Origin of the sequence: Paenibacillus sp. MZ03-122A (assembly GCF_024213325.1) — a bacterium.
GTDB classification, from domain to species: domain Bacteria; phylum Bacillota; class Bacilli; order Paenibacillales; family Paenibacillaceae; genus Paenibacillus; species Paenibacillus polymyxa_B.
In genome coordinates this window covers 447,222-474,044 of record NZ_JANAVI010000001.1, presented here as the reverse complement: position 1 = coordinate 474,044, position 26,823 = coordinate 447,222, and the positions used below count along the sequence as shown (strand labels likewise).

The 26,823-nt window shown below is 45.8% G+C and carries 28 protein-coding genes; 3 read left to right on the top strand and 25 right to left on the bottom strand.

The window, feature by feature from the left end:
• Positions 1–3: 3 nt before the first annotated feature.
• The 10 genes from NLX74_RS02305 to hemE all read right to left on the bottom strand — a co-directional run bounded on the left by NLX74_RS02305 (position 4) and on the right by hemE (position 11,506).
• A complete protein-coding gene (locus tag NLX74_RS02305) occupies positions 4–993 on the bottom strand; it encodes an aldo/keto reductase family protein (RefSeq protein ID WP_254327839.1) in 990 nt (329 codons plus the stop codon).
• Positions 994–1,146: 153 nt separating this feature from the next.
• The gene (locus NLX74_RS02300; protein ID WP_254327838.1) at positions 1,147–3,096 is read right to left on the bottom strand and encodes an ABC-F family ATP-binding cassette domain-containing protein; all 1,950 of its coding nucleotides are present in this window, start codon (positions 3,094–3,096) and stop codon (positions 1,147–1,149) included.
• A 124-nt stretch (positions 3,097–3,220) separates the two neighbouring features.
• A complete protein-coding gene (locus NLX74_RS02295; RefSeq protein WP_254327837.1) occupies positions 3,221–3,799 on the bottom strand; it encodes a TetR/AcrR family transcriptional regulator in 579 nt (192 codons plus the stop codon).
• Positions 3,800–3,881: 82 nt separating this feature from the next.
• Positions 3,882–4,688 carry a DUF92 domain-containing protein gene (locus tag NLX74_RS02290; RefSeq protein WP_254327836.1) on the bottom strand — a complete coding sequence of 269 codons (807 nt, stop codon included), beginning with the start codon at positions 4,686–4,688 and terminating at the stop codon, positions 3,882–3,884.
• A gap of 210 nt (positions 4,689–4,898) precedes the next feature.
• Positions 4,899–5,522 carry a fumarylacetoacetate hydrolase family protein gene (locus tag NLX74_RS02285; RefSeq protein ID WP_254327989.1) on the bottom strand — a complete coding sequence of 208 codons (624 nt, stop codon included), beginning with the start codon at positions 5,520–5,522 and terminating at the stop codon, positions 4,899–4,901.
• 39 nt (positions 5,523–5,561) lie between these two features.
• Positions 5,562–6,332 (bottom strand): glycerophosphodiester phosphodiesterase, encoded by a 771-nt coding sequence (locus tag NLX74_RS02280; protein ID WP_254327835.1) that lies wholly within the window; start codon positions 6,330–6,332, stop codon positions 5,562–5,564.
• 82 nt (positions 6,333–6,414) lie between these two features.
• Positions 6,415–7,896 (bottom strand): CapA family protein, encoded by a 1,482-nt coding sequence (locus NLX74_RS02275; RefSeq protein ID WP_254327834.1) that lies wholly within the window; start codon positions 7,894–7,896, stop codon positions 6,415–6,417.
• A 137-nt stretch (positions 7,897–8,033) separates the two neighbouring features.
• Positions 8,034–9,479, bottom strand: coding sequence for a protoporphyrinogen oxidase (gene hemG / locus NLX74_RS02270; RefSeq protein ID WP_254327833.1), 1,446 nt, complete (start codon positions 9,477–9,479; stop codon positions 8,034–8,036).
• Positions 9,480–9,486: 7 nt separating this feature from the next.
• The gene (gene hemH / locus NLX74_RS02265) at positions 9,487–10,428 is read right to left on the bottom strand and encodes a ferrochelatase (protein WP_254327832.1); all 942 of its coding nucleotides are present in this window, start codon (positions 10,426–10,428) and stop codon (positions 9,487–9,489) included.
• A 31-nt stretch (positions 10,429–10,459) separates the two neighbouring features.
• On the bottom strand, positions 10,460–11,506 hold the full coding sequence (gene hemE, locus NLX74_RS02260) for a uroporphyrinogen decarboxylase (RefSeq protein ID WP_254327831.1): 1,047 nt from the start codon (positions 11,504–11,506) through the stop codon (positions 10,460–10,462).
• A gap of 233 nt (positions 11,507–11,739) precedes the next feature.
• On the opposite strand from hemE, the gene NLX74_RS02255 reads away from it, so the two are divergent.
• Entirely contained in the window at positions 11,740–12,960 is a 1,221-nt protein-coding gene (locus NLX74_RS02255; RefSeq protein ID WP_025722314.1) for an MFS transporter, read from the top strand.
• A gap of 109 nt (positions 12,961–13,069) precedes the next feature.
• Here the strand turns inward: NLX74_RS02255 and NLX74_RS02250 are convergent, their stop codons facing one another.
• Positions 13,070–13,714: an O-methyltransferase gene (locus NLX74_RS02250; protein ID WP_254327830.1), complete on the bottom strand. Its 645-nt coding sequence runs from the start codon at positions 13,712–13,714 to the stop codon at positions 13,070–13,072.
• A 157-nt stretch (positions 13,715–13,871) separates the two neighbouring features.
• On the opposite strand from NLX74_RS02250, the gene NLX74_RS02245 reads away from it, so the two are divergent.
• Together NLX74_RS02245 and NLX74_RS02240 are read left to right on the top strand one after the other, a co-directional pair.
• On the top strand, positions 13,872–15,026 hold the full coding sequence (locus NLX74_RS02245) for a THUMP domain-containing class I SAM-dependent RNA methyltransferase (RefSeq protein ID WP_254327829.1): 1,155 nt from the start codon (positions 13,872–13,874) through the stop codon (positions 15,024–15,026).
• A gap of 194 nt (positions 15,027–15,220) precedes the next feature.
• A complete protein-coding gene (locus NLX74_RS02240) occupies positions 15,221–17,203 on the top strand; it encodes an LTA synthase family protein (RefSeq protein WP_254327828.1) in 1,983 nt (660 codons plus the stop codon).
• 194 nt (positions 17,204–17,397) lie between these two features.
• Here NLX74_RS02240 and NLX74_RS02235 read toward each other — a convergent pair whose 3' ends face one another.
• The 14 genes from NLX74_RS02235 to NLX74_RS02170 form a co-directional block, all read right to left on the bottom strand.
• Positions 17,398–17,667, bottom strand: coding sequence for a hypothetical protein (locus NLX74_RS02235; protein WP_254327827.1), 270 nt, complete (start codon positions 17,665–17,667; stop codon positions 17,398–17,400).
• Between the two features lie 93 nt (positions 17,668–17,760).
• Positions 17,761–17,982, bottom strand: coding sequence for a YuzB family protein (locus tag NLX74_RS02230; RefSeq protein ID WP_007429791.1), 222 nt, complete (start codon positions 17,980–17,982; stop codon positions 17,761–17,763).
• A 23-nt stretch (positions 17,983–18,005) separates the two neighbouring features.
• Positions 18,006–18,308: an iron-sulfur cluster assembly accessory protein gene (locus NLX74_RS02225; RefSeq protein ID WP_254327826.1), complete on the bottom strand. Its 303-nt coding sequence runs from the start codon at positions 18,306–18,308 to the stop codon at positions 18,006–18,008.
• Between the two features lie 261 nt (positions 18,309–18,569).
• On the bottom strand, positions 18,570–18,836 hold the full coding sequence (locus tag NLX74_RS02220; RefSeq protein ID WP_029516685.1) for a hypothetical protein: 267 nt from the start codon (positions 18,834–18,836) through the stop codon (positions 18,570–18,572).
• A gap of 136 nt (positions 18,837–18,972) precedes the next feature.
• Positions 18,973–20,193: a M14 family metallopeptidase gene (locus NLX74_RS02215; RefSeq protein WP_254327825.1), complete on the bottom strand. Its 1,221-nt coding sequence runs from the start codon at positions 20,191–20,193 to the stop codon at positions 18,973–18,975.
• A gap of 120 nt (positions 20,194–20,313) precedes the next feature.
• Positions 20,314–21,123, bottom strand: a complete 810-nt coding sequence (gene racE / locus NLX74_RS02210; protein WP_023987989.1) for a glutamate racemase — start codon at positions 21,121–21,123, stop codon at positions 20,314–20,316.
• A 208-nt stretch (positions 21,124–21,331) separates the two neighbouring features.
• On the bottom strand, positions 21,332–21,655 hold the full coding sequence (locus NLX74_RS02205; RefSeq protein ID WP_254327824.1) for a YtxH domain-containing protein: 324 nt from the start codon (positions 21,653–21,655) through the stop codon (positions 21,332–21,334).
• 96 nt (positions 21,656–21,751) lie between these two features.
• Complete coding sequence (locus NLX74_RS02200; protein ID WP_023987987.1) at positions 21,752–22,399, bottom strand: helix-turn-helix transcriptional regulator; 648 nt, start codon at positions 22,397–22,399, stop codon at positions 21,752–21,754.
• 8 nt (positions 22,400–22,407) lie between these two features.
• The gene (locus NLX74_RS02195; RefSeq protein ID WP_023987986.1) at positions 22,408–22,848 is read right to left on the bottom strand and encodes a DUF86 domain-containing protein; all 441 of its coding nucleotides are present in this window, start codon (positions 22,846–22,848) and stop codon (positions 22,408–22,410) included.
• A 24-nt stretch (positions 22,849–22,872) separates the two neighbouring features.
• On the bottom strand, positions 22,873–23,160 hold the full coding sequence (locus NLX74_RS02190) for a Dabb family protein (protein ID WP_013309679.1): 288 nt from the start codon (positions 23,158–23,160) through the stop codon (positions 22,873–22,875).
• Between the two features lie 80 nt (positions 23,161–23,240).
• On the bottom strand, positions 23,241–23,666 hold the full coding sequence (locus tag NLX74_RS02185; protein ID WP_013309678.1) for a phage holin family protein: 426 nt from the start codon (positions 23,664–23,666) through the stop codon (positions 23,241–23,243).
• 207 nt (positions 23,667–23,873) lie between these two features.
• Positions 23,874–25,010, bottom strand: coding sequence for a polysaccharide deacetylase family protein (locus tag NLX74_RS02180; protein WP_254327823.1), 1,137 nt, complete (start codon positions 25,008–25,010; stop codon positions 23,874–23,876).
• 513 nt (positions 25,011–25,523) lie between these two features.
• The gene (locus NLX74_RS02175) at positions 25,524–26,042 is read right to left on the bottom strand and encodes a hypothetical protein (protein WP_254327822.1); all 519 of its coding nucleotides are present in this window, start codon (positions 26,040–26,042) and stop codon (positions 25,524–25,526) included.
• 313 nt (positions 26,043–26,355) lie between these two features.
• Entirely contained in the window at positions 26,356–26,757 is a 402-nt protein-coding gene (locus tag NLX74_RS02170) for a hypothetical protein (protein ID WP_254327821.1), read from the bottom strand.
• Between the last annotated feature and the right edge of the window lie 66 nt (positions 26,758–26,823).

The window sequence follows — 26,823 nt, the reverse complement described above, 5'->3', positions numbered from 1 at the left end:
ATCTTAACCTGTTTTTCTCGGATCACGTTCAACAATACCATTTAAAATGCTATCCAATTGTCTCATGACCTGCTCATCTAAACGGACACCCGCCGCTTTTACGTTCTCTTTAACCTGCTCGGGCTTGGAAGCACCGATAATAGCTGAGGACACTTGCGGGTTTTGTAAAACCCATGCGACTGCAAGCTGGGGTAGCGTCAGTCCGCATTCTTCTGCAATCGGCTGAATTTTCTTTACTGCCAAAAGGACTTCTTTACGTAACCATTGTCCAGCCAAACGTTCGAAAAATGGTGACCCTGCTGTCGTAGAAGCTCTTGATCCCTCGGGTAACGGCTTGTCTGCTGCATATTTACCAGAAAGAATACCTTGTGCCAGAGGTGACCAAACCACCTGCCCAATCCCTTCCAACTCACAAGCGGGAATCACTTCAGCTTCAATGACACGCCACAGCATGGAATATTGGGGCTGACTTGCCACGAAAGGGACCTTTAATTCCTTAGCCAGAGCAGCTCCTTGCTTTATCTGCTCTGCTGTCCACTCGCTTACTCCTACATACAAAACCTTCCCTTGCCGCACCAAGTCGGATAAGGCCAAAAAAGTTTCTTCAAGCGATACGGTTGGATCAAAACGGTGTGCATAATATACATCAATATAATCCGTTTGCAGGCGTCGAAGAGAAGCATGACAGGCCTCCATGATATGTTTGCGAGACAGCCCTTTATCATTCTGACCGGTACCTGTGGGATGAAAAACCTTAGTACATAATTCAATACTTTCACGGCGTATTCCCTTTAAAGAATGACCTAAAACCGTTTCCGCCATGGTATCCGAATACACATCAGCAGTATCAAACGTGGTAATCCCTGAGTCTAGTGCAGCGTTTACACAGGCTTGCGCTATAGTATCATCCACTTGAGCACCGTGGGTGATCCAGTTTCCCAATGCGATCTCACTTACCATTAATCCACTTTTTCCAAGTTTACGATATTCCATTTTCAATTCCTCCCTCCCATATGCAATCCATTATACCCACCGTAATTTAATATTAAAAATATATAATTCACGCACTTTTAATATGAAAAACATATTAATAATTCGATAAAAAAAGCAAGCCTCCACTCTGAATGGTGACTTGCTTCTGTATTATTAAGATTTACTTTGTTCAATCTGCTCGGCCAGCTCATTCAGGTAGGTCCAGCGTTCCATTTGATGCTCCAGATGCTGTTCGGCCTTCACTTGCTCAGCCATGAGCTCCTGTAGTCGTGCTGAATCACTGAAAGACTCTTCCATCTGTCGCTGAATGTCGGCCAACTTCTGTTCGGCTTGTTCAATCAGCTCATCAATTTGCTCATATTCCCGCTGTTCCTTAAAGGTGAATTTAAGCTTGGTTTTACTTGTCTCCTTGACTGAATCAGAAGGACCCGCAGACTTAGGCACGGAAGAGCGATTCGAGGAAGCCGTACTCGTAGAGACAGACGTATTCACAGAAGATTGAGCATTTTTACTGATCCATTCTGCATACTCGCTATAGTCCCCTACATGTACTCGTACCTGTCCATCCCCTTCAAACGCCAGTATTTTGTCCACTGTCCGATCCAGGAAATAGCGATCATGAGAAACAATAAAAACCACACCTGGGAATTCATCCAGATAATCTTCCAAAACGGAAAGGGTCTGAATATCCAGATCATTTGTTGGTTCATCCAGCAACAACACATTCGGTGCCGACATCAGAACACGAAGCAGATACAAGCGCCGTTTTTCGCCTCCAGACAGCCTGGAAATAACCGTCCATTGCGCGCTTGGTGCGAACAGGAAACGTTCCAGCATTTGTGCAGCTGTAATCGTCGAACCGTCTGCTGTACGAATCACTTCGGCTTCTTCCTTAATATATTCAATGACACGTAATGATTCGTTCATTTCCTGATGTTCCTGAGTAAAATAGCCAAGCTTCACCGTCGGTCCCAGCACAACGTTGCCGGAATCCGGTTCTATATGCTGCGCAATCATTTGGAGCAGAGTGGATTTCCCACTACCGTTAGGACCTAGGATACCAACACGATCACCAGGAACCGCAATGTAGCTCAAATCCTGTATCAGCTTACGAGAATCTACCGATTTGGACAGATGCTCGATCTCCAAGATCTTTTTACCCAGACGTGTGGAGGCGACGGACATATCTACAGATCCAGAACGAGCTTCCGGTTGCTGATCCCTAAGCTGCTCATATCGGTCAATACGCGCTTTCTGCTTGGTGGAACGAGCCTTTGCTCCACGGCGAATCCATGCCAGCTCATTACGCAACAAGTTCTTCCTTTTTTGTTCCGTAGACGCTTCCCGCTCCTCGCGTTCTGCCTTCAGCTCCAGAAAACGGGTATAGTTAGCCTCATAACGGAAAAGGCGACCATGATCCAGCTCCAACATGACATTTGCAACTCTATCCAGAAAATAGCGATCATGCGTGATCATTAACAACGCACCACGTCTTTTTTGCAAATACTGCTCCAACCATTCAACAGACTCATTATCAATATGGTTTGTAGGCTCGTCCAGAATGAGCAGCTCGCAGGGTTGGATCAAAGCCGCTGCCAAAGCCACCCGCTTACGCTGCCCGCCGGATAGAACGCCCATACGAGACTCAAACTGGGTGATCCCCAGTCGGGTAAGTATATTTTTGGCCTCACTCTCTAGCTGCCATGCCTGGAACGTATCCATTTGCTGACTTGCTCGCAATAGACGGTTTTGAAGCTCCTCGCTACCCGGGTTTAACTCCAACAACTCCATGGTTTCCGTGTATTCACGGACCGCTTTCATCTCAGGCTGGTTGCCATGAAAAATATGCTGGAGTACCTTCATTTCGGGATCAAACTCCGGATTTTGTGCCAGATACTGAATTCGCACATCGTTGTTCACTGCAATATTGCCATCATCTGGCGGCTCTAATCCGGAAATTACCCGTAAAAACGTTGATTTACCGGTGCCATTTACACCGACAACTCCTATTTTGTCACGTTCATCCATACCAAAGGAAGCATCCTCAAACAACATTTTCTCGCCATAGCTTTTCGTTATATGTTCAACGGTCATAATATTCATACGGATTCCCTACTCTTCCCCAATTTTGTGATGCATCCTGTTTATTTTAACACAGACACAGCCAATGATTAAAAAAAACCGTTACCTGAACGAAGTCAGTACGGTTTTTTAGCAACAAGATGTGTCAGGATTTTTGTATTCCGGCTTTACAGCCATGCATAAATAAGTTCGCCACTAATTCAGCCGTCTGATCCACGTCACATTCGCGGAAATCTTGATTCAATAAAATATCCATTTTTAGGCGTTCCAATATACCAATGAATGCCTTCGCATGAAACTCGGACTGCTGTACACCCTCTGACGACAGTTTATTGTTGACCAAATCAGTATAGTCCTGAATAAATCCCCGCATAAACTCCATTAGATCGGGGTCACTGTTGGGGGTCATAAAAAATAATTTAGTATGCTGCTTGCGCTTGAAATAGTAGTGCAGATGCAAATTCGCCATCCGCAGCAGTCCTTCTCCCAAAGTACGATTAATTAATGCACCTTGCATTTCGGCTAGGTATTGCTCGCAATCTCTACGTGTGACTGCTGTAAATAGCTGCTCTTTGCTTTTAAAGTACAAGTATACTGTGCCTTTGGCGACTCCCGCTTGTTCTGCAATCTCGGAAATTTTGCTTTCATAAAAGCCTTTGGTGCCAAAGACGGTGTAAGCTGCGTCCAAAATAGCTTCATATTTATCTCCGTGGATATCGCCCATCTTAGCACCTCCTTATACAAGGATTGAAACATGGTCAATTCTTATAACAGTTAATTCCTTGTAACGATCTCCAGCCCTGTGTTCAGAGTATTAAAAAAATACCTGCAAGAGCGACCAATCCTCCGAAAATAGAACTAATGCTATTCACTCGATCATTACTCATCCAACGCCAGCCTCGTACATAGACCGTCGTTTGTCCACAATGTGAGTCTACTTCTACTTCTCGTCCGCAAACCGTGCAGGAATGCATCATTTGCACTGTAGCACCTAGATAGGAATCAGCAAAGGCCCCCGCGCTACCGGATATACCTCCAACCAGTGCCCACAGCCATAACGGCAAGCTCGGGGTTCCTATGACGTGTCCAAAGCCCCATGCACCTATGCCGATCAGTACACCCCCAGCCAAGGCCGCAGCCGTTCCCAATACAGAGACTCCACCTGAGGTTCCGGGTGCCAGCACCTTCCCGTTAAGCACCGAACGAGGTGGCCTACGACTCAGGCTGCCAAATTCCGTTGCCCACGTATCGGATGTGACCGTAGCCATGACACCGACAAAAGCCAGCTGCCACGTAACATGGGGCCATATCGCATAACCCAGGCATAACAGCATACCTAATCCACCATTGGCCCATACTTGGCCTGCATCCCGGTTTCCGGTTTTGGCATACGATTTTTCCAGTTCAGCCTTGCGCTCCTTTTTGAACCTCGACAGAAGGGTCGACGTGATAAAGAACAAGAGCAATGTGCCGAACCAGAACAGGTTACCCGCCCCATAATATACAGTTCCCATCAGTACAGCCGCGGCAAAGCCAGATAAGGTTAAGGATTTTTTATAAAATGCAGCTCCGGCCACCACAGCAGCACAAAGCAATCCGATGATCCAGTCCATGATATACCCCCGCTTTTGAAATGAATCTCCGTTTTTCTTTTTTCGTTCTGTATACTATTGTACAACGCTCTACGCTTATATAAAAGCCGTGTCCCATGCTTTGGCACAGGACACGGCCTTCACAATGCTTATCTACGGGAATCTCTCTTTACTCCCCAACCACCAAGAACTTCCCTTTTTTAATCCTCTTCATGGATGCCATTCACAAATTTATGCGATGGTGAAGCTTCCCTGACGATCACTTCCCCAGAAAAGCTCAAAGCGGTCCCCACTTGCTGTAGGCCCTACTCCTGCTGGAGTACCTGTGAAAATAATATCTCCCTCGCCCAGTCCATAATGAGTCGCTATATATTCAACGATATGCTGGATAGAAAAAATCATATCCTTAACATGTCCACGCTGCACTTCCTGTCCATTTTTGAGCAAGGAAAAGTCCTGCTGCTCCAGCATGTCCAATTTTTCTAAAGGCAGGAATGGTGTCACGGGTGCAGACGATTTAAAGCCTTTGGCGGCGGTCCATGGGTGGCCTTTTTTCTTGAGAACACTTTGTACATCACGCAGGGTAAAATCAATCCCAAATGCAAATGCGTTCAGACATGTATCTGCCGACATGCCTGGTTCGTATTTACGTCCTACAGCCACAACCAGCTCAGTCTCAAAATGAATATCTCCTTGCCCCTGAGGAAGCTCCAGCGTGGCGCCATCCAGCGGCAGGACTGCATGAGACGGCTTCAAAAAAATCATCGGTTCTGCGGGAACCTCATTACCCAGCTCCTCCGCATGCAGCTTATAATTGCGTCCGACACAGTAAACATTACGAATATCCACGTTCATCACGATCCGTCACCCTTCCCGAGTATGTAGTTCAATTGATTAACGAATAAGTTTACGTATATAGTGCCACATCCGGTGCTTGGAAAGCAAAAAAACCTGCTCCCAGCGATCCGGCCAATTGGTGCAAATCATCAATTCAGGATGCAATGAGGACAATCTCCGCATTATACGGCGGTCATCCACCGTCCACGCCATAACAGTAATACCGCGTCCGGTGAGATCTTTCATCAGGTTTCGATCCAAACGCGGATAGCCCATGGATAAAAAAGTGCATTGTAGCTGCTCCAGTTGCTTTGCCAAGTCATCTGGACGCGCGTCGATAATCAATCCGGTACGGATTTCAGGAGACAGCTCCTTAGCCCGGCGTAATGCGGCACGCTCAAAAGAGGTTAATACCACCTCTCCCTCCATCCCTCTCATCACAATTTCACGGAGTACGGCTTTCTCCAATCCTGGATACATGTCACCAGCGGTTTTAAGCTCAATATTGAGCGATACGCGGCCACGACATAAATCCAGTACCTGTGCGAGGGAGGGGATCTTTTCTCCACGGTATTCTGCACTTTTCCAGCTACCAGCATCAAGTTGTTGCAATGCTTTCCAGTCCGAATCCTTTACTCGCCCTGTACCATTCGTCGTTCGCTCCAGCGTAAAATCATGAATTACCACCGGAACACCGTCCTTTGACAGCTGTACATCCAGCTCAATCCAGTGTACAAATGGTTGCTCCAACGCAAGCCGAAAGGCTGCCATCGTGTTCTCGGGAGCAATCCCCGAAAAACCGCGGTGAGCCACGCACAAATGATTCATCTTGTTATGACCTCCATCCACAAAGGAGTCCCTCATACGATCGTTCCGTCAATTCCCATATAAAAAATTTCTTTTCGAATTTCTATTGAGCGCTTACTGTACCATCCGTCCCTATCGAGACATTTCCCGGTGACAGTGCCGCCACTCTTTGCAAAATTTTGCTGGCCTCCGTATCCTTCAATGGGATTGGTTGACCTAGCTCCGCCCGGTAAGGGGTCAGCTTCATTTCGCAAGCACCTTTTCGGGTACAGGTTGCCTGAAATATCGCTGTATCCCAAGTGGCCGGCACCGTTGATTTAGAAAAAATAAAATTGCCTGTGCTGTATGCGATCCATTTACCTTTATATTGCTCCATCCCTTGAAGCACATGTGGATGACCGCCAATGACAAGATCAGCCCCAGCATCAATAAAAGCGTGCGATAACTCGGTTTGATGGGGCTCAAGTGCAATAGCGCGCTCCTTCCCCCAATGGGCAATGACAATCACCAGATCCGCCTGCATTCGTGCCTCACGGATGGACTTTACGATAGCGGTCGAATCATAGGCTCCTGCTACACCGGGCAGTTTGGCGCCCGCATTCCAGTTGGCTTCAGGCATGACACGTGTAGTCCCCAACAACGCAATTTTGATCCCTTTACGTTCAAAATAATGCGGCGCATACGCTTCTTTGGCATTACGTCCGGCTCCAGCATGGGCAATACCTTTTTCATCCAGATATTTCAGTGTATCCAGTAATCCGCCTGTGCCCTGATCCAAAATGTGATTGTTGGCCAAATTGACAGCGTCTATCCCTGCCTCAGCCAACGCAGTTAACGCCTTGGGCGAAGATTTATACACATACGTTTTATTTAACGCACCCACACCATTCGTTGTCACGGGCGTTTCCAGATTGGCCATCGTCAGATCGTCTTTATGAAACAAGTTTCCGAGATATTGATATGGAAAATCAAACCCATTCTGCTCCAATCGCTGCTCAACTTTACCGAAAAATTGCACATCCCCTACAAAGTGAAGCGTGACTGTCGGAGAATCTGCATCGTCTGTTTTTGATTTTTTTACATCCTCCGTTCCTCCCTTATCGGCGGATGGATTATTACCGTCGTATACATCCCTGGACATATCGTTCCCTGCCTGCCCGTCTTTCCCCGAGGATAATTTTGCTCCTGAAGAGCTGCCTTCGGGAGCATTTGTGTCAGACATTGTCGCGGGACGATGGCTTGTGTCTGAAGCAGCAGATTGCTTCGTTTCATCGTCAGCAAATTGCTTATCTGCATGGGGGCCTTCGTCCAGCTGTTTATTTGACAAGGCTGTATCATTTTCACTGACCGAGGGAGTAGACCTCTCTTCACTAGCAGATCCCGTTTGGATTTTCTTCTCCGTTTGCGAATACTCGGCATTTTCCCCAAGAGAGCCACTGTTGTCGTGTTCAAATATGTAATAATAACCGAAAAGACCTACGATCATAAGCAGTAGGACCAGATTCGTAAAGATCCAAGCCTTGCCTATTTTTGGTTTTCTTGCTTTCTTGCGACCTTCATTTCGCTGTGATCTGGGAGGGTACATTCTTCACTCCTTCTATGCTATTGCATTTGCATAACTTCTTTATTAGCTGGCGAATTTTACACCTTCTCCATTATATATCAAATTTCAATATAAATAGAACCCCTCGCCTGGATCTCGAAGGGTTCATCATCGAACATTTACACCTGTATCTTAACCGCTTCCTGCTGTGTCGTTTGAACGGCATTAGAGGCCCATTCCTTAGCCTGACGGATGCAATCCGGTAAACCAATCGCATCATAGCCAGCGCCCAAAACATACACTCCTGGCATGGCAGTGCGTAACTCTTCCCGCAAATCAACTATAGCCTGCGGGTGCCCTACCGGATATTGAGGCATGGAATTGCGAAGACGTGTAATTTCCGTGAACAGCGGAGTTGCTGTAACTCCCATCATCTCTTTCAAATCCTTACGTACCAGTGCAATCAGCTCATCTTCCGGTAACTCTACAGTGTCTTCAGCTCCTGCTCGCCCTACATAACAGCGCAACAGCACCTTATCGTCCGGGCTAGTATGTAGCCACTTGGCAGACGTCCATGTACAAGCGGTCACACTGCGTCCTTCTTTGCGAGGAACCAGAAAACCAGAACCGTCAAAGACGTTCTCAATATCTGTTTTATCAAAGGCCATGACCACGTTTGCTACGGAGACGTAATTAACGGCTTCCAGTGCAGCCACATTGACATGATCTCGCAATAGCGGCGCAGCAGCAAAGTTGGGAGTCGTTACAAAAATATCATCCGCCTCCAGCGTCTCTCCATTGTCCAGCATAACGCGATATGGGCTGCCTTCACTTTCCGTTGTCTTTGTGAATTCAGTAACAGCAATTCCGGTGCGTAAATCACAGTCATACAAATCATTCAGCAACGCATGCACCAAACTTTGCAAGCCTTGACGGAAGGTCAAAAAGGCGCTTTTTTTCGTCCCCGTATGTGTTTCAGCTGGTTTTCGACCTGTCATCATCCCGTGAATGAGGCTTCCGTACTGCTGCTCTACCTCAGCAAATTGTGGGAAGGTCGCCTGCAAACTTAGCGTCTTCATGTTGGCAGCATAAATCCCCGCCAGCAGTGGCTCGGTTACATTCTCTAGCACTTCTTTGCCCAGTCGGCGTTCAATAAAATCACCCAACGCCTCATCTCCCGGTACACGGCGAGGCGGAATGACAAAATCCATCATAGCCCGCATTTTCCCGCCTAAAGAGATCAATCCGCTGCGCAAAAAGGGTTTCAGCTCCGTTGGAATCCCCAGCACCAGGCCAGGAGGCATCGGATGAAGCTGTCCTTCATGCAAAATGTATGTCTTTTTAGCCTCAGGATTTGTGCTCACTAGCTCATGATCCAGCTCCAGCTCTTTTGCTAGGTCTATCATGGCCGTTTTACGGGCCAGAAAGGAATCTGGCCCCTTTTCAATTACAAAACCATCTTTATGCAGCGTTTCAATTTTCCCGCCCAGCACGGAAGCTTTCTCCACCAGCGTGATTTGAGGTGTGTAGCCAGCTTCTTTGTACATTTTTCGTGTATAAAAAGCAGTGCTAAGCCCGGTCAAGCCTCCGCCTACAATCACAATATTACGTAACTTTTGCTCCATTATGTCCTCATCCCTTTTTCCATTGGTCTATGATGACATCACTAAGCGTCTCCATATACAGTGGATCACTATTGAGTGAATCAATACGCTGAAAACGCATATCCAATTCCTTCGCCAACGCCTGTGCTTCAATATCCAGGTCGTATAACACCTCTAAGTGATCAGAAACAAAGCCAACTGGCGCAGCCAGCACATACTCCACTTGCTCCTCATTAAGGCTGTGCATGGTATCCAAAATGTCTGGCCCCAACCATGGCTCGGCTGTACGACCAGCGCTTTGCCACGTAAACTGCCAGTTGGTAATTCCCGCTTTGTCCGCAACAGCCTGCGAAGTCGCCATTAATTGCTCCACATAAGGATCACCCATAGCCAAAATCCGTTCAGGCAAGCTGTGCGCACTAAACAGAACACGAACCTCATCCCGCTTGGCTCCAGCTTCTTCAAAAAGCGCCAGTTTGGCGTTCACACGCTCAGTCAGCGTCTTAATCAACTTAGGATGAAGATAATAGCTCTCCACAAATGATATGGCCAGATCCAGTTCCTGTGCCTTAGCCTGCGCGCGCTTAATATAAGTGCCTACACTCATAACGGAATAATGCGGAGCCAGCACGACACCTACCGCTGCACGGATGCCATCTTGCACCATGGCTTCCACACCGTCCTCAATAAACGGTTTCGCATGTTTGAGTCCCTGATAACAGACAAATTCAATGTCCGGGTTGCGATTTTCCCGGTTTAAGGTTTCCTGCAGGTTTTGAACCTGCCGATCCGTATTCTGACGTAGCGGAAACACACCGCCCACAATAGCTTCATAACGATCCTTTAATTCCTTTAATTGCTCCGGCGAAGGAGCATTACCACGACGAATATGTGTATAATAGGCTTCCACCTGATCCAGACTCTCCGGCGTCCCGTAGGACATGACCAGTACACCCACTTTGGTTTTCATTAGTAGACCACCTCTTAACATTTCTAATGTATTAATTTTTTGACAAAACCGAACGGGAATACTCATGCACATAATTAGTAAGCTCTCTTAGCTTATCTAGCGAGGCTTCAGGAAATAAACCGTGACCGAGATTGAAAATGTAACCCGGCTCCAATATGCCTTCATCTACAATGGTTTTCGCATACTGCTTGATAACATCGATTGGCGCAGTAAGCACATAAGGATCCAGATTTCCCTGTACACCAAAACCGTTGCCCAAGCGACGACGTCCTTCAGGTATACTTACCCGCCAGTCCAGTCCAATCACATCGGCTTTTAACCCATTCAAGTGTGGAAGCAATTCACCAGAGCTTACGCCCGGGAAATAAATTTTAGGTACATCCAGATCAGATAATTCATGGAGAATACGTGTGATAGTCGGCAGCACAAAAGTTTGAAAATCATAAGGCGAGAGCGCACCTACCCAGCTATCAAACAATTGGAAAGCCTTACCGCCATTAGCGATATGAGCTCGCACGTATGTAATAACCATGTCCCCTAGCTTATCCATCAGGCGATGCCACAACTCAGGCTCTCCATACATCATGGCTTTAGTGCGAATATATCCTTTAGAGGGCCTTCCTTCTATTAAATAGCTTGCAATGGTAAAAGGCGCTCCAGCGAACGTAATCAATGGCACGTTCAGTTCACGGTCCAAAATACGAATCGTTTCCAAAATATGACCCAAATCGCGTTCCACATCAATCGGACGCAACTTGTCTACGTCTGCAGCTGACCGGATCGGATTATCAATAACCGGACCAATATTTTTGACAATATCAAAATCAACCCCTAGCGAGGCTACCGGATTCATAATATCAGAATATAAAATTGCAGCGTCTACCCCAAGCTTGCGCACGGGCATTAAAGTCACTTCTGCGGCCAGCTCGGGCTGGCGGCATATTTCAAGCAACGTGTATTTTTCTTTAATTTTGCGATACTCAGGGTCATACCTTCCGGCCTGCCGCATGTACCATACGGGAATATGATCCACAGCTTGCTTGCGGCAAGCGCGGATAAAAGTATCATTGTAGGTCATGACTTCAGCCTCCAGTTCGAATCATAAATACTATATTTTATTATGCCCTTTTTCAAGAGTCGTAACAACCGCAGCTCTCGAACAAACCATGACAAACCCATGACATTTGGATAAAGTTTCAATGAAGTGTGCTATACTAGAGAAATGGCTTTTTTAAAGCTCGGGAGAAGTTATGCTTTGATAAGTAGGATTTACAACAGGATGAGAATGGGCAGAAAGGAAGTGAAAGCACATTGAAAACGTGGGAGACATGGAAAATCAATCTCATTGTGCTTTGGTTCGGTCAGTTTCTGGTCAATGCGGGTATTACGATGATTACTCCGTTCCTCGCCCTGTATCTGGCTCAGGACCTTCATGTGAAGGGAGAGCACGATATTGGTCTATGGGCCGGAGTTATTTTTGCCGCTAACTTTTTGACCTCATTTATGTTCCAGCCTTTGTGGGGGAAGCTGGCTGACCGATATGGACGTAAAGTCATGCTGCTTCGCTCAGGCTTTGGTATGGCTTTGGTCATCGGATGTATGGGTTTGGTCACCCACCCGTGGCAACTGCTGGCGCTTCGCCTGCTGAACGGTACGATTTCAGGTTTCAATCCGGCATCGATTTCCTTAGTGTCGGGTACCACTCCCAAAGAGCGAACCGGATTCGCTATGGGAATTATGCAATCCGGTCAGATGGCTGGCACGATTCTCGGCCCTCTGCTAGGCGGATTTTTGGCTGACTGGGTCGGATTCAGACCGATCTTTTATATTACAGGCACTCTAATTTTTATAGCCTCGCTTATCGCAATGTTTCTGGTTAAAGAAAATTTCAGCAAAACGGAAGCTGCACGCATACCACAAATTTCGGTTCTTGCCGGATTAAAGGAGTTAAGCCATACGCCCCAGCTTCCGGCTTTGTTCACCGTAACGTTTTTGCTCCAGTTTGCCATGATCAGTACGGTGTCTCTTCTGCCGTTGTATGTGCAAAAGCTGTATGGATCGGCAGAAGGAATTGCGTTGATTGCCGGGTTTGTTACGGCTATTACAGGTGTATCCAATATGGTTGCTGCACCGCTCCTTGGAAGACTGAGTGATAAGATAGGCGCACACAAGATCTTGACCATTGCACTGCTTGGAACGGCGGTTATGCTTATTCCGCAGGCTTTTGTCAATGAAGTATGGCAACTTGTCATTATCCGTTTTTTCATGGGTGTATTTATGGGCGGTCTGCTACCAAGCGTAAATGCGCTGATTCGTACGTATACACCGGAAGGAATGGAAAGCCGTTCTTTCGGCTTTAATACGAGTTCACTGGCGCTGGGGAATATGCTGGGTGCTGTCATTGGCGGGGTGCTATCCGGGTTTATCGGCATCGAAGGACTGTTTATCATGTCAGGTGTCCTGTTAATCGTTAACATATTCTGGGTACGCATGAAGCTCTTTGATCGTAAGGCTACACCTGATTTCAGGTAAGATAATCTTAGGGTAAGACAAGCCTGCCTTAACAGACAAGAACCTCCTTGTTCACGCTGCTGTGGACAAGGAGGTTCTTTTTTACATAGCTATACATATGGAATGCATGCTATTTAACTCGAGCTAGCGCCAATCCATCGTAAGCTGGCAAAAGCGTGCTGACCAGCCGCGGATCTGTTGCTATCATTTCGTTAAACCGTCTCACGGCTTGAACGGCAGGGCCGTTCTTATCCGTATTCAGCGTTCGTCCGCGAAGGAAACAGTTGTCTCCCGCAATAATGGCACCCGGATTCGCCAGAGCAATCGCATATTCCAGATACACCGGGTAATTTTCCTTATCTGCATCTATGAAGAAAAAATCGAAAGTTCTTCCCTCTTCCTGAAGTTCCTTCAAGCTGTCCGCTGCGGGTCCGATACGGTATTCGACACGGTCACCGTAGCCGTTGTTTTCCATATGTCGATGTGCCAGCGCTGCGTACGCTTCTTTCAGCTCCAGTGACACAATGCGACCCTTTTCTCCCAGCCCACGGGCCAGACATAATCCGCTGTAGCCGCCTAATGCGCCGATTTCCAGTACATGCTGTGCGCCAGATACTTCAATTAGAAAGGTCAACAGTTTTCCGTAAGGGTGGGCAACGGATACTTCCGGCATACCTTCTTTAACGATAGCCTCCCTGATACTGCGCAGTGCTTCATCCTCTTGTACCAGCTGGTCTACATATTGTTCAGGCGTCATATTTGGTGTAATTTCCACGGTTCATCTCTCCTTCTTGCTTAATCATAACGTAGGTTGGACGTGGTGTCCTTCGTAAATTTTTCACCTTAATGATTTGTCTCTTCGAGTACAATGACCTATACTATAGGGATTGAACCAAGCTTACATGATTATGGGGACGGAGTGAATACGTTTAATGACTCAACTGCAACTAATCGCAACTGCGCCAATGGGACTTGAAGCCGTCGTGGCCCGGGAACTCAGAGAACTCGGGTACGAAGATCTGACCGTTGAAAATGGCCGCGTCGTTTTTACCGGAGATTATATGGATATATGCCGGTGTAACCTGTGGCTTCGCACATCAGACCGCGTGCTTATAAAAATGGGTGAATTTGCTGCAACTACCTTCGACGAGCTGTTCGAGGGTACCAAAGCATTGCCTTGGCAGGATTGGATTCCTGTAGATGGTGAATTTCCCGTAGAGGGACGTTCGCACAAATCACAGCTTAGTAGCGTACCAGCCAGTCAGGGAATCGTCAAGAAGGCGATTGTAGAGAAGCTCAAGGAAACCTACCACACAGATTGGTTTGCTGAAGATGGCCCTCGTTACGTCATTGAGGTCATTCTATTGAATGATCGTGCGTTGCTGACACTTGATACGACCGGTCCAGGACTGCACAAACGCGGCTACCGTAAGCTCGTTACAGAGGCGCCTCTCAAAGAAACGATGGCTTCTGCTCTTATTCAGCTTAGTCGCTGGAGCCCTGACCGACCATTCTATGACCCATGCTGCGGTTCCGGTACTTTGTTGGTCGAAGCTGCCATGCAAGCCTGGAACATTGCGCCAGGCCTGAGACGTACCTTTAACTCGGAAGACTGGCCTGTCATTGGCAGAGAATTATGGGATCAGGCTCGCGACGAGGCGATGGATTTGACCCGCGATGACATTCCTTTTGAAATTGCAGGTAGCGATATCGACCCAAATGCCATACAAGTTGCTGAGGCAGCTGTAAAAGCAGCAGGCTTTGCTAAAGACATCCCTCTTAAGGTGATGCCTGTAACTAAAGTCAGACTCGAAGGACAATATGGTGTGATGATTACAAACCCACCTTATGGCGAGAGACTGAGCGAGCAATCCGAGGTGGAAAAGCTGATCCGTTCACTCGCACGCACGGCAGCCGAAATGAAGACTTGGTCCTTCTTTGCCATCAGCTCCACCAAGCAATTTGAGCATTATTGGGGTCGTAAAGCAGACAAACGCCGGAAGTTGTTTAACGGCCGGATCGAATGCCAATACTATCAGTATCTAGGCCCTCTGCCTCCGCGCCGCAAAGATACTTCGCCGTTGTAGCCTTAAATATGATGAAGCCTAGGCCAGGAAACGAACTCTCTGTTCGTTGTTCTGGCCTGATTTGTGCTGTATTTTCTTTACTTAATCATTGAAATGCGCGAGATGAGCGCTATAATAATTAAAGGCATTTCGGTTTTAACATTACGTTAATATGTAGTTTATACTAGCCGAACATTTCTGCCAGAGGGGGTAAAGTGTTGCTTATTCGCACGTCCAGTGCAAGTCGCACTGGTAACACGTTCAGCAGAATGCTGCTGTCTCAATATTTTGGATTAGGTCTGTTTTTTGTACTTATGATCGGCAAGCTCGTACTGATTCACTATAACTTGCATGCCCAAAATATTGACATGAATCCGCTGGATTATGTCATCGCTATTGGTTCGCTTTTACTTGTGAGCTTCTGGACCTTATGGCTGCCACGTCGCGGACGTTTGATTGCTCTTGTGGTGCTCGATATGTTGCTCACCGCGCTCATTTATTCCGACATGGTTTATTATCGTTATTTCCAGGATTTCATTACGATTCCCGTCTTACTTCAAGCCGGACAAGTTGATTCTCTAGGCGGAAGTATCGCATCCCTTATGTACTGGTGGGACATTTTCTTTTTTGCAGACTGGATTCTATTCATTCCGTATGTCATATTTGTGGCTTCCTTACGACGTCGACTTACAACGAATGATACTTATTTAGAAGCATCCCGAAGCTCGTTCACAAAGAGATTTCTGCTTCGCTTCTCCAAAGGAGCATTGGCCTTCCTGATTGGCTATGTATTAACATTTGGGCCGATCAAATATTATACCTCCACATGGGCAACTGGCATATTTGTCGGCAACTGGTGGTCGATGGCCTTGTACAACGTAACCGGATTGGTCGGATTTCATGGATATGACATCTACCGCTATGGTCAGGATCACCTTGGTCCCCAGCCTACATTGGCTCAAGCAGAATCCGATAAAGATAAGGAATGGTTTAATCAGCACCAGAAGTTGCTTCAGGTTAAAAATGATCTATCTGGCAAGTATAAGGGCAAAAACGTGATGGTCATTCAAGCTGAAGCGTTCATGAACTTTTTTATCGGCAAACAGATCAACGGTCAAGCGATTACGCCTAATTTTGACAAACTGACGAAGGAAAGCATGTATTTCAACAATTATTTTCACCAGACTGCGCAGGGCCGTACTTCGGACGCGGACTTCTCTACACATGCTTCGCTGCATCCGCTCCCTACAGGCTCCGTATTTATCCGTTATGCGGACCATAAATTCGATACGTTACCTTCCATTTTGAAGGATACTGGGTATAGTCCCAATGCGTTTCACGTGTACGACAGCAGCTTCTGGAACCGTTACACCATGTATAAGGCAATGAACTATGACAAGTTCTACAGTAAAAAAGATTTTAAAATAGATGAGCCACTGGGTTGGTCCCTGGGGGATAAATCCTTTTTCCATCAAACGCTCAATGATCTCACCACCGAAGTTAAGCAGCCGTTCTACGCCTATATGGTCGGTATCTCGAGCCATCATCCGTACAACCTGTCACCTGACGCGGTAGATTTAGATGTTGGCGAGTTTGAAGGTACCATGTTCGGAGACTATCTGAAATCTGTCCATTATGTAGATGAAGCACTGGGTGAATTGGTAGATCAGATGAAGAAAGACGGATTGTGGGATGATACGATCCTGATGTTTTATGGGGATCATGACAATTCTATTAAAGACAAAGCACTGTATGAGAAGTTTTTAGACAAGCCACTTACGGATCTCGACATGCAGAAAATCATGAATCAGGTACCATTGCTTGTGCATCTTCCGGATGGAAGCCAGGCAGGCACGTATACGGAACCGGCAGGTCAGTTGGATCTGACTCCTTCCGTAATGCACCTACTTGGGATTTCAACAAAACCATATCATTTTATGGGAAACGATCTGTTTAGCGGGAAGCCTCGTATGGTTGTGCTGCGTACTGGTGCTTTCACCGATGGACGAGTGTACTACATTCCATCGGAGGACGGTACATTCTCCAAAGGGACCTGTTACAACCTGAGTACAGGCCAGCCTACAGATGTTAACGCCTGCGGACCGGGATATACCGAAGCCCTCAATCGATTGAACATATCCGATCAGGTTATCACATACGATCTTATTCGCGAATGGGAACCACAAACAAAGAAGTAACTCCTTCTGTATCTAATAGACTTTCTGTGGGAGGTTGCTGACATAGCATCCTCCCCGGACTCCTTTAAGGATGTCGATCGCTTAACTACCATGCATATAACAAAAAAGCACGATCCATCAGCTTGTAAGTGCTGTGGATCGTGCTTTTTTATATGGATTTTCACTCGACTGCGCTCGTTACCATTCACAAATGCTTAGGAACGCAACGTTTTTTTAGCCTCTTCAAGCCGTTGTACCTCTTCACCAAGCATGTCCTCCGCAACTTCTACTGCATCGTCACCAAGGCTATCCTTCGCCTGCTGTATGGCATGTTCCGCATGAGTACGAGATTGCTCCGCCTGTTCAATCAGTTGCTCAGCCGGATGTGACAATGCTTGAGAGACGGCATTGTGCAGCCTGTCCACCGAGTTTTGTGTTTGAGCCTCAACGCTGTGATTGTCGAGATTGGAATCATATTGGGCCATGAGTCACACCTCCTTCTGGGCAGTGTTCTACATCCATTAGCATGGATCAGAAGAAGGGGAACTATTCAAAATTGCAAATGCTGCGTACTGGAACTATTTGATAAAGCGCGCAGCTTTCTCCAATACTTCATCCTCTGTGGCCGCACTCACATAACGTCCGTTCACATACACAAACGCCCGTTTCCCACAAGGACCGCAATACGATTTGCAGCCGATTTTGATCTCGGCATCTGGTGCCATCTTTTGCAACTTGGGCAAGATCGTTTTCAAGCGGATATGATTGCATTCATCACATACGCGAATATCATTGGCCATCTGTCATCCCTCCGAGCTCCGGCTTAGTGGTCGCCGTGATTACCTTGGGAAGGGTTAGTAATGACAAATCCTTCTTCGGGGAAGTACAAGTAATCAATTTTTATACCATCCAGCAGCGGCTGGCCGTTTTCCAAAATGACGTCAATGCCTTTATCTGTAGATACGACAGTATCTGTTTCTTTAGGCGTGTCCAAATCCAGCCCGTAATGAGCATGATCTCCATGAGCATGAGTAATAACAACGCGCAGGCTCTTCCCTTGGTTCTCTTCCTTATCCAGTTCAAGTTTCAATACTTTAGCTGCGTTACGAGTAATTTTGCAGTTCATCAAACTTCATCTCCTTCATATTCATAAAATGTAATGTGGTTCATTGGATACATATCCACACCACACAACCTAGCGGGTAAAATCAACAACTCAAATAATTAGCCTCTATCCCAGAGGGAAAGAGGTACTACGGCGGCACAGCTGCGCCTGAAGCATCATCATGAGCCAATAGATCACAATTATGTTCAGCATAGCAAAAGGCAATATTCCTATTGTAAAGAAAATCGTGAAAAATCGCAATCACGAAATTCATAAGCTTATCTACCGAACACGTACATGCTGTTTTTCAAGCACATCTGGATATTTTCGTTCGGCACGGGTGACAAACCAATTCATAAGCAATAGCGTCACACCAATATCGTCGATGGGCATAAACGGCATGACATCAGGTAATACCCAATAGAGCAACACAGGCACCGCAAAGAGTAATTTTTCTCCCAGCGGAATCCTTGATGAAGTAATCAATCGGGGCATACGACGAAATACATGTGACCATTGACGGAGAGATAGTAGTCTTTTCCACTTCATAGGTTGTTCACTCCATTTCCAATGCTCCTAAGTATATATACCCCATTGAAGGGACATGTAAAGAGGAACACTTATAAAAAACGTGTTCCTCCTAATACGTGCAAATGATTCGATACGTTTCAGTAAGCCGAATTTTTTACCATGACAGCACTGTTGCCATTAACATACCCACTTCTGCTGCAATATCATCGTAATCACGCATGGGCAGCGGATTTACACCTAGACCGACTTCAACGGTAAACCCTGGTTTACCAAATCGCTGTATAAACCAATCCTTGTACCCTGCATCGCTACCACCCAGTTTTACTGCCCGGTACCCTGTTGCGGCAGCTAGCCGTAAGGCCCAATCTCGGCTCTCCTTAGGCTCTAGATCCCGATAATTCCAATAGATCTCCTGTCCCTGACTGTGTATGGATAACACCATGTCGAACTGTTCGCGCTCCGTCAGATCGGCAAGCGCCTTGGACTCTGGTTCAGACAAAGGTGCAGGTCCTGCATAGTCTCGTCGAGACGGACCTGTTTTACCGCGTCTGCGTACCTCTTCTTCCCAATATGCCGGAAATTGATCGTTGAGGTCAACACCACGAATATTGGCCTTCCAACCGCGATAATCAGCACGTCCTTCATTCCACTTTTTGAGGTCATGATACAACGGATGAGTTGGGAGTACACCTTGTTGCACCAGCTCTACCCCATCCGGGTTGACCATCGGGACCACCCATAAGGATGTATGCTCCAGCAAATCCCGCGGAGAACCTCCATACACCCATTGAGAGGTCCCTACATGTTCTTCAGTCCCATCGATCCCTTGTGCATATTGCTCTATAAAACGCAGCAAACAAGGCGTCGTCAGCCATTCATTAGCATGAACAGAAGCATTGGCATGAATTTTACGCGTTCCCTGCCCAATACGTACATAAGGAATATCCTTCCCCATGACACTGGTACCAATGCTGCCAACTTCAATAAATGGATATCTGTGGGCCAAGGCCGCTAGGTCTTCCTTTAAATCTTCATATCCATACTCTCCACGTAATCGTACAATCTGATCCTGATGGTCTTCAGGAATAACAATTGTTTTTCCTTCCGTAAAATCATGCTCCGCAAGTCCTGAATTGGCTAGCCGTAACTCATCAAGCTCCACACCAAACTGCTTGGCAATCTGTCTTGCATACTCACCAGGCTGAATAACGTATTTACGATCCGTAGACGGACGAATATATAACACTTGACCATTAATCAGATAGGGTTGCGTGGCGGCCCACGGATTATCTACGATTAAAGTATCCGCCGATAGTTTAAAAGCCGAGGCGACCCGGTGCAATGTATCTCCTTTTTGAACGATATATTCCCTCATCTTACTACGCCCCTTCCATCTGCCTTACTGCATGTTATGCAGACGCGGCGTGTCTTGATGTAGCGAAAAGCAAAACAACCGACTTCATTTGTCCAATGACAAAAAAAGTCGGTTGTCTCGTTAATCCAAATTGGTGACTTGCCAGACGACAGGCGTTTGGCGAATTTGCTCCCCGAGCCACTGTGCGGCAATGCGCTGGAACAATTCAGGATCGCCGGAACAAAAAAGCTGATGTACCGGCGTTTCGTCCCCAGCTTCCAACTTGCCTTTGTTATACAAAATGGTGCTCGTCTCACGCGCCGTTTCATCTGCCGAGCTAATGAGCTTTACTGCAGGTCCCATGACTTCTTGAATCGTTTCCTTCAAAAAAGGATAATGCGTACAACCAAGAATCAGACAATCAATCGGATACGTTTGAATAGGTCTCAATGTCTCCTCCACAACCTGCGATGTCGTCTTGGAGCGGAATAACCCTTGTTCCACTAATGGAACAAGCGCAGGACAAGCATGGCTCACCACGTCTACATAAGGAGACAATTGCTTGAGCGCAGCTGTATACGCTCCGCTTCGAATCGTACCGACAGTCCCAATCACCCCGACATGCCCGGTAGCAGTCGCGCTGATCGCAGCACGAGCCCCGGGGTGAATGACTCCGATCACCGGAATGGATACCTTTTGGCTTATATAGTCCAATGCCGCGGCAGTAGCCGTGTTACAAGCAATAATAATGACTTTCGGATCAAATTGGATCAGAAAATCAACCATTTGCTCTGTAAATTTTTTAACCTCTTCCGATGGTCGGGGGCCATACGGAGTGCGCGCAGTGTCTCCAAAATAAATGATTTTTTCCCGCGGAAGCTGACGCATGACTTCTTTTACAACCGTCAAACCTCCTACACCGGAATCCAATATTGCAATCGCTTGCTGCACGTGCACACCGCTTCCTTTTTTGTTCAAATATGAGTTGTTTCATCTCGGAAAGCTATCCGTTACTACATACCTTATGTCGTATTCGTGTAAAAGGTACCCCAAAAGATTACCCTAAAACGAGGAAGTGATCAATAAAAAGGCTCCATCCCAATGGGAGAAGCCACGAATTCAAACTGTATTCAGTGTTTCACTTACGTTTTACAGACCGTTACAGAGCATCTTTTTCCGTATCTTCTTGAACAGTCGCTGATGAAATACTAACCTCAGGAACAATTTCACCCTTTTTACGCCATTGCCCGATTTCTTGAATGACGGCTGAGGCTGTCTCCTTAATTTTGTCAGTATACTCAATTGAGGTGTCTGAAATTTTCCCCGCTAGCTCCTGTCCCTTATCACTTACGTTGCGCGCCTGATCTGTAATATTCTGACGCAGCTCACTACCTGACTTAGGGGCAAATAATAAAGCAGCAACCGAACCAACAATGCTGCCTGCCAACGCGCCTCGGATAAAACTTTTGCAGTTCTCCTTCATCATCATCTCTCCCTTGTGCCCGGGCGAATGCCCATCTGTTAGTGCATTATAAGCATGGGGAGCTTGTCATGATACAGAAAACAAGCCTGAAAAGTTTTACTTTTTTTTAGAGCGGATACGATACAGGCAACAGCGACCCCCATCCGCTAAACAATCCTCACGAACAACCTCGGCATCAAGCAGCTCCTCAAACATTTGCTGCTCGCATTCACAAGCTTTGCGGTAACGGCCTGCAATTTGAGAGATAGGACAATTGTATTCCACAATAGAGTAGCTACCATCCTCTTCCTCGCGCCACTCTGCCATATATCCGGAAGCATTTTGGATGCCCGAAAGCTTTTCCACACGTGAAGCCAGTGTAGTCTCCCCCTCCATGTGAGGGGCGTAGCGCTTCATCATTTTACGTTTTCTACCATCAAACAGCGAGTAAACAGCTTCCATTCCCTGTTCTTCATCCAGCTCCTCTAACAGTTCCAGTAACAGATGATCATAATTACGAGGAAACTGCTCGCTTCCCTGCTCGCTCAGACTGTATAAAAACGTCGGGCGTCCCATCGCCTGTCTCACGATCGTAGCCACGATCAGACCATCCTGCTCCATCAATTTGAGATGCCTGCGCACTCCCATTTCGGTAATGCCCAATTGAGCTGCCAAGCTTCCGACGCCCACAGGTCCCTGGGTTTTCAATAATGTCATGATCATGCGCCTAGTGGGCATTTCGGGTACGATATACTTATCCGTCACTTTTGCCTTTACACTCCCTCGGGCTGGGGACCCAATTCCTTATTTAAATAATCATGCACGTTAGATGCAAAAAGCTCCAGCAACCCAGGCAGCTTTGGTGTAAGCGGGTGAAGGCTTGTCCGGTCCCAATGAAAGTACTCCTGTACTAGGGGCTTACGTAAGCCTACCAGCTCTACTAGCGAATGAAATACGGTATCATCCAGTACACCTTCCTCATGAATGATACCTATAATATCCTCGTAGCTACTAGCGTCACGCATAATAAATCCGTCGATGATATAGCTTCCTACGTCCGTTACCGTCTCAATCGCCAGATGAAGGCAGCGCTCCTGCACTAGCCCCTGCAACAGATCACCGTTCCAGGCAGCAGAAGTCTGGCGAAGTCCGGCGACAATGTCGGGAACAGCCCCTAGTCGAAGCTCAATTTGTTCCCGGTTGACATAATACAAGGTCCTGCACCTCCAGTAATCGCTTTAGATTTCATAATCAACTGCGATAGATACATCCTTCACTTCATTCATGTGTACAATAATTTCCTGGTGCACAGGATGTACCTGATACGTTTGCAAATCCTCCAGTGTTTCGACAACAGCGGTAAGGGAAATATCATAAGAACGTTCCGAACGAATCACATCCGTACCTACTTCGAGTGACAGCAGCTCTTTGATTTTGCCGTTCATGCTGCGCAAAATGGATGCTGTATGCTCAATGCTTTCGGGGGAGCGGTCTTTCAATTTGAACAAAACAATATGTTTAATCATGCGTATAGGCTCCTTATCTTAAAATGTTCTCTTGAAAATTTTATCATAACGCCCCACATACGGAAAGAAACTTTGTAATTCTAGCGATCTTTTCCGCCATTTTTACCATCAGACTCCTTGTCCTTTAATAGGGCAAAAAAATTCTTGAGCTTGGGTGGGAGCGGCAGACCCATTCGTGAACAGTTTTCCGTAATAGAGATTAATTCATTGGATAAATAAAAATACGTCGCCGCCCCTTTCATGATTTCGGTACCCATCAGGAGATCCACATGATGTGCCAAAGAAATCACCATTAGCATTAAAGCCTTTCTCGCCAGCCCCCAAAAACCGGCTTTACTGCTTAAACCTTGCCCAGTCTTGATTGCTGCGGCGACTCCAGTCACATAATCAACAGCCATTGCAACCGTGAATAGCACCATTAGCTGATTCCAGCCGCCAAAGGCAAACGTAATAAGGGCTCCTGCGGTAGCACAAATCATACTAAACATACTCGGATTTATATTCATACCTCTCCTCCTCTCGGGGCGGTTACTGTAATATATGCAGCGACGTGGTAACCCGTAAAGTCGTATGCCCTGAGCATAGACATGAATTCATAGATTCATATAAAGCGTGCTGCAAACTTCACAATTCCGAGCGAATACAACAAAAAGACACCTTCAAAACCACTATATAAATGGTTAAAAAGGTGCCTTTTCTTTCATGCTATTCAATTAACGATGATCATTCCAAAAGTTAAGCGGAGTCAGGTTATCATTCAACGGCTCGAACGAATAGCCTTCTTTCTGCAAAGCGGCCATGATTTGTGGAAGCACCTTGATCGTAGATGGCTTATCATGCATAAGAACGACTGGTGTTCTTCCTTGCTTTTTCAATCTTTTAATATCACTTAGGACAGTCTGTACAAAATGCTCTGGATTTTTGGTATAGCGCCAATCATTGGAATCGATGTTCCAGTCCCAAATATGATAGCCTGCACCCGTCAGTTGATCGCGGTATGCTTTCTTCAAATATGGTTTGCTGCCATAAGGTGTACGAATCAAAGAAGTGCGTTTTCCTGTAGCCTTAAATAAAATTTCGTTATCCTGATTCATCTCTGCCAGCGCTGCTGCCGGGGATGCATAGATCTTCTTCACCTGATGTGTCATCCCATGTAGGCCCAAACCATGCCCTGCGTCTACCATTCTCTTCATCACTGCGCTATGTTGGCGAATTTCAGGTCCCAGCATGAAGAACGTAGCCTTGGCATTATATTTGTCCAGAATATCCAGCAGCTGCGACGTATGCGCTGTAGGACCATCATCGAAGCTCAAATAAATCGTACGGCTGGATGATGAGGCAGTTCCCTTGTTGCCTGTATTGCTGGCTTTGCCCGGTTTGACAGCTGCATACTGTTTAATTTCTGCCGCGAATGTATTCAAGAACTGAGCATCAGACAAACTAGCGTTTGCATTCTGAATTCGATACAGATTACTTGTAGGAACCGTAATAGTGAAGCCGAATGCATCGGTCAAAGTGCGAATTGGCACCATCGTGCGTCCTCCACGCTCGAACACATCCCCCTTGTTCAAATCCAGCGTAAAGCTGCGATTATGTCCAGTCAGCAACAATGTATTTCCATTGGCAGAAGTAGAAATACCCATCTTTTGCCCTAATGTAACGATAGGTACATACAACTTATCATTTTCCATTACGGGCTGAATGGTATTCGAATCTAGCAACACATCATTGACCCCCAGCAAAGGAGCCTTCGCTTGTGCACTCGCCGTATTCGTATGTATACCTAGCAAACCCAAACAACAGATTGCCATCAAGCATACAGCCATCCATTTTACTTTTAAAAGCTTCATTCATTACACCATCCTGTGCTGTATTTTATAATGTGCGGGAGCTATCTCTAGCTTGTCTATGAAGTTATACAGACATGACGATATAGACATGGCAATATAGACATTCACTCAACATATAGAACATATACGCATATGAACCGACTGAACCGGACGTCTTTTCGTTCCCCCTATATATACTAATAGATTACCAGACTATAGTAGGTAAATATAGTAAAACAATTTGAAAACAATCTCGCAACCCCCTGCCAGAGGAGGTTACAAATTTGTGAATAAATTGGCCGGAGTTACGAAGAGTACAAGCGATTAGTAGATTCTTCTGGTGGACTAGAACCTACCGAAATAAAATGAAGAGAAGGTATTTGGAGCAAGATACAGTGGTATCTGAAGATTCGGGGTTTCTAATAGACTATGGGATTGTCATAAAGGAGTATCATTCAACCCATTTACTTGGTATTAGGTGTTCATATAAAGAAAGACCTTGAGGATTTCCGCCCCCAAGATCTTTCCATTTGCCTATTCTATTAATGATACCTCGAACCTCTTTTTAACTTCATCCAGATAATTAGTAAGAAACAAATCCTTATTTGTAAATCCTAAATAATATTCGTAGTCTTGCTCATCAATAGACGAATAATATTCCTGATGGAATAAAACATTGAAATGTTGTTTAAAATCTGAACCCTTCTTAATGACAATACATCTAAATAAATTATCAATTTCAATTGCTTTAATAATTTCTTCTTTTTTCACCGCCGAAAACCACATTATTTTCGGCGGTGTCTGATTCGGTTCATCCCAATGAGGTATAGATTCCCCCCATGGCAATACCCACTCAGAATTCACAAAAACACACCTCTCTAAGATGAATTCCTGTATATTTACATCAAATGAATCCATATTCCTTTTGTAAAAGGAAAATAATATGATTGAATCCTTTTCAATAAATAAGCTTATCAAGTCAGCAATGTTCTCTATTGACATATTATGCTTAATAACACCATAAGGACGTTTAAAATTTATTTCCAAATTCATCATCCTATCATTCGAAATAATAGTAATCCAATGTGGTTCTACCTGTCTTAGGGTAAATGTATTAAAAATGCATTGGAACATATTGGTCAGGATCATAGATTTATTATCAGTCAAGAAGTTTTAATAACAAAGCCACAACACGAAACTATCTGGTATTGTGTACAGGCATACTAGAGGAATATTATACGGGAGCAAAGAGGGTTAAGTTCGTTTGGACTTAGCCGCCTCATTTATTTGGCACCGGGTGGCGGTAAAAGAAATACCTTGAGTGGATTTACTCCTCTCAAGGCCGTAAACTACAGTGGGTTCTAGGTCAAATTATACTATTAGAAATATCCACATTGATTCTTTTTAGCTGTATCGCCAAGTTCCAATCCAAAGGCTTGGTCTTTGATGAGCTAAACCAGTTAGCCCCCTCACTTAGCCACCTAATCCTATATTCTTCGATTGACTCTGGAATGTCCTTTGCATCATCATCAAATCCAGACTCAAATCCACAACAATTACATATTTCGTGAGTTGGAAAACCATGTTTATCCCATTGAGGATAATTCAACTCATTATAACCACAGACTGCACAAATAAATTTACTCATAATGACATCCTTATACTCCTTTTGCTGTTGTAATCCCCATGAAATAATTGTAACCAGCATTTTGGTCACTACTTCCAAAGTTAAGTTTATAAAGACTCCCCATGTGGTTAAATAATCCAAAATTCTACTTCAATACTTGTGCACTTCCAGCCTCTACATCTATTAAAAAAACTCTAGGAATCATAC

Excerpts from the sequence above, each read along its gene's own strand:
- NLX74_RS02295 (WP_254327837.1), bottom strand. The coding sequence starts at position 3,799 with ATGGGCGATATCCACGGAGATAAATATGAAGCTATTTTGGACGCAGCT.
- NLX74_RS02280 (WP_254327835.1), bottom strand. The coding sequence starts at position 6,332 with ATGAATCATTTGTGCGTGGCTCACCGCGGTTTTTCGGGGATTGCTCCC.
- NLX74_RS02245 (WP_254327829.1), top strand. The coding sequence starts at position 13,872 with ATGACTCAACTGCAACTAATCGCAACTGCGCCAATGGGACTTGAAGCC.
- NLX74_RS02190 (WP_013309679.1), bottom strand. The coding sequence starts at position 23,160 with ATGATTAAACATATTGTTTTGTTCAAATTGAAAGACCGCTCCCCCGAA.
- NLX74_RS02175 (WP_254327822.1), bottom strand. The coding sequence starts at position 26,042 with ATGAATTTGGAAATAAATTTTAAACGTCCTTATGGTGTTATTAAGCAT.
- NLX74_RS02300 (WP_254327838.1), bottom strand. The coding sequence starts at position 3,096 with ATGAATATTATGACCGTTGAACATATAACGAAAAGCTATGGCGAGAAA.
- NLX74_RS02185 (WP_013309678.1), bottom strand. The coding sequence starts at position 23,666 with ATGAATATAAATCCGAGTATGTTTAGTATGATTTGTGCTACCGCAGGA.
- NLX74_RS02225 (WP_254327826.1), bottom strand. The coding sequence starts at position 18,308 with ATGAACTGCAAAATTACTCGTAACGCAGCTAAAGTATTGAAACTTGAA.
- NLX74_RS02180 (WP_254327823.1), bottom strand. The coding sequence starts at position 25,010 with ATGAAGCTTTTAAAAGTAAAATGGATGGCTGTATGCTTGATGGCAATC.
- NLX74_RS02220 (WP_029516685.1), bottom strand. The coding sequence starts at position 18,836 with ATGAAGTGGAAAAGACTACTATCTCTCCGTCAATGGTCACATGTATTT.
- NLX74_RS02285 (WP_254327989.1), bottom strand. The coding sequence starts at position 5,522 with ATGAACGTGGATATTCGTAATGTTTACTGTGTCGGACGCAATTATAAG.
- NLX74_RS02215 (WP_254327825.1), bottom strand. The coding sequence starts at position 20,193 with ATGAGGGAATATATCGTTCAAAAAGGAGATACATTGCACCGGGTCGCC.
- NLX74_RS02235 (WP_254327827.1), bottom strand. The coding sequence starts at position 17,667 with ATGGCCCAATATGATTCCAATCTCGACAATCACAGCGTTGAGGCTCAA.
- NLX74_RS02275 (WP_254327834.1), bottom strand. The coding sequence starts at position 7,896 with ATGTACCCTCCCAGATCACAGCGAAATGAAGGTCGCAAGAAAGCAAGA.
- NLX74_RS02290 (WP_254327836.1), bottom strand. The coding sequence starts at position 4,688 with ATGGACTGGATCATCGGATTGCTTTGTGCTGCTGTGGTGGCCGGAGCT.
- hemH (WP_254327832.1), bottom strand. The coding sequence starts at position 10,428 with ATGAAAACCAAAGTGGGTGTACTGGTCATGTCCTACGGGACGCCGGAG.
- NLX74_RS02305 (WP_254327839.1), bottom strand. The coding sequence starts at position 993 with ATGGAATATCGTAAACTTGGAAAAAGTGGATTAATGGTAAGTGAGATC.
- NLX74_RS02205 (WP_254327824.1), bottom strand. The coding sequence starts at position 21,655 with ATGAAGGAGAACTGCAAAAGTTTTATCCGAGGCGCGTTGGCAGGCAGC.
- hemE (WP_254327831.1), bottom strand. The coding sequence starts at position 11,506 with ATGACCTACAATGATACTTTTATCCGCGCTTGCCGCAAGCAAGCTGTG.
- NLX74_RS02230 (WP_007429791.1), bottom strand. The coding sequence starts at position 17,982 with ATGGCCAATGATATTCGCGTATGTGATGAATGCAATCATATCCGCTTG.
- hemG (WP_254327833.1), bottom strand. The coding sequence starts at position 9,479 with ATGGAGCAAAAGTTACGTAATATTGTGATTGTAGGCGGAGGCTTGACC.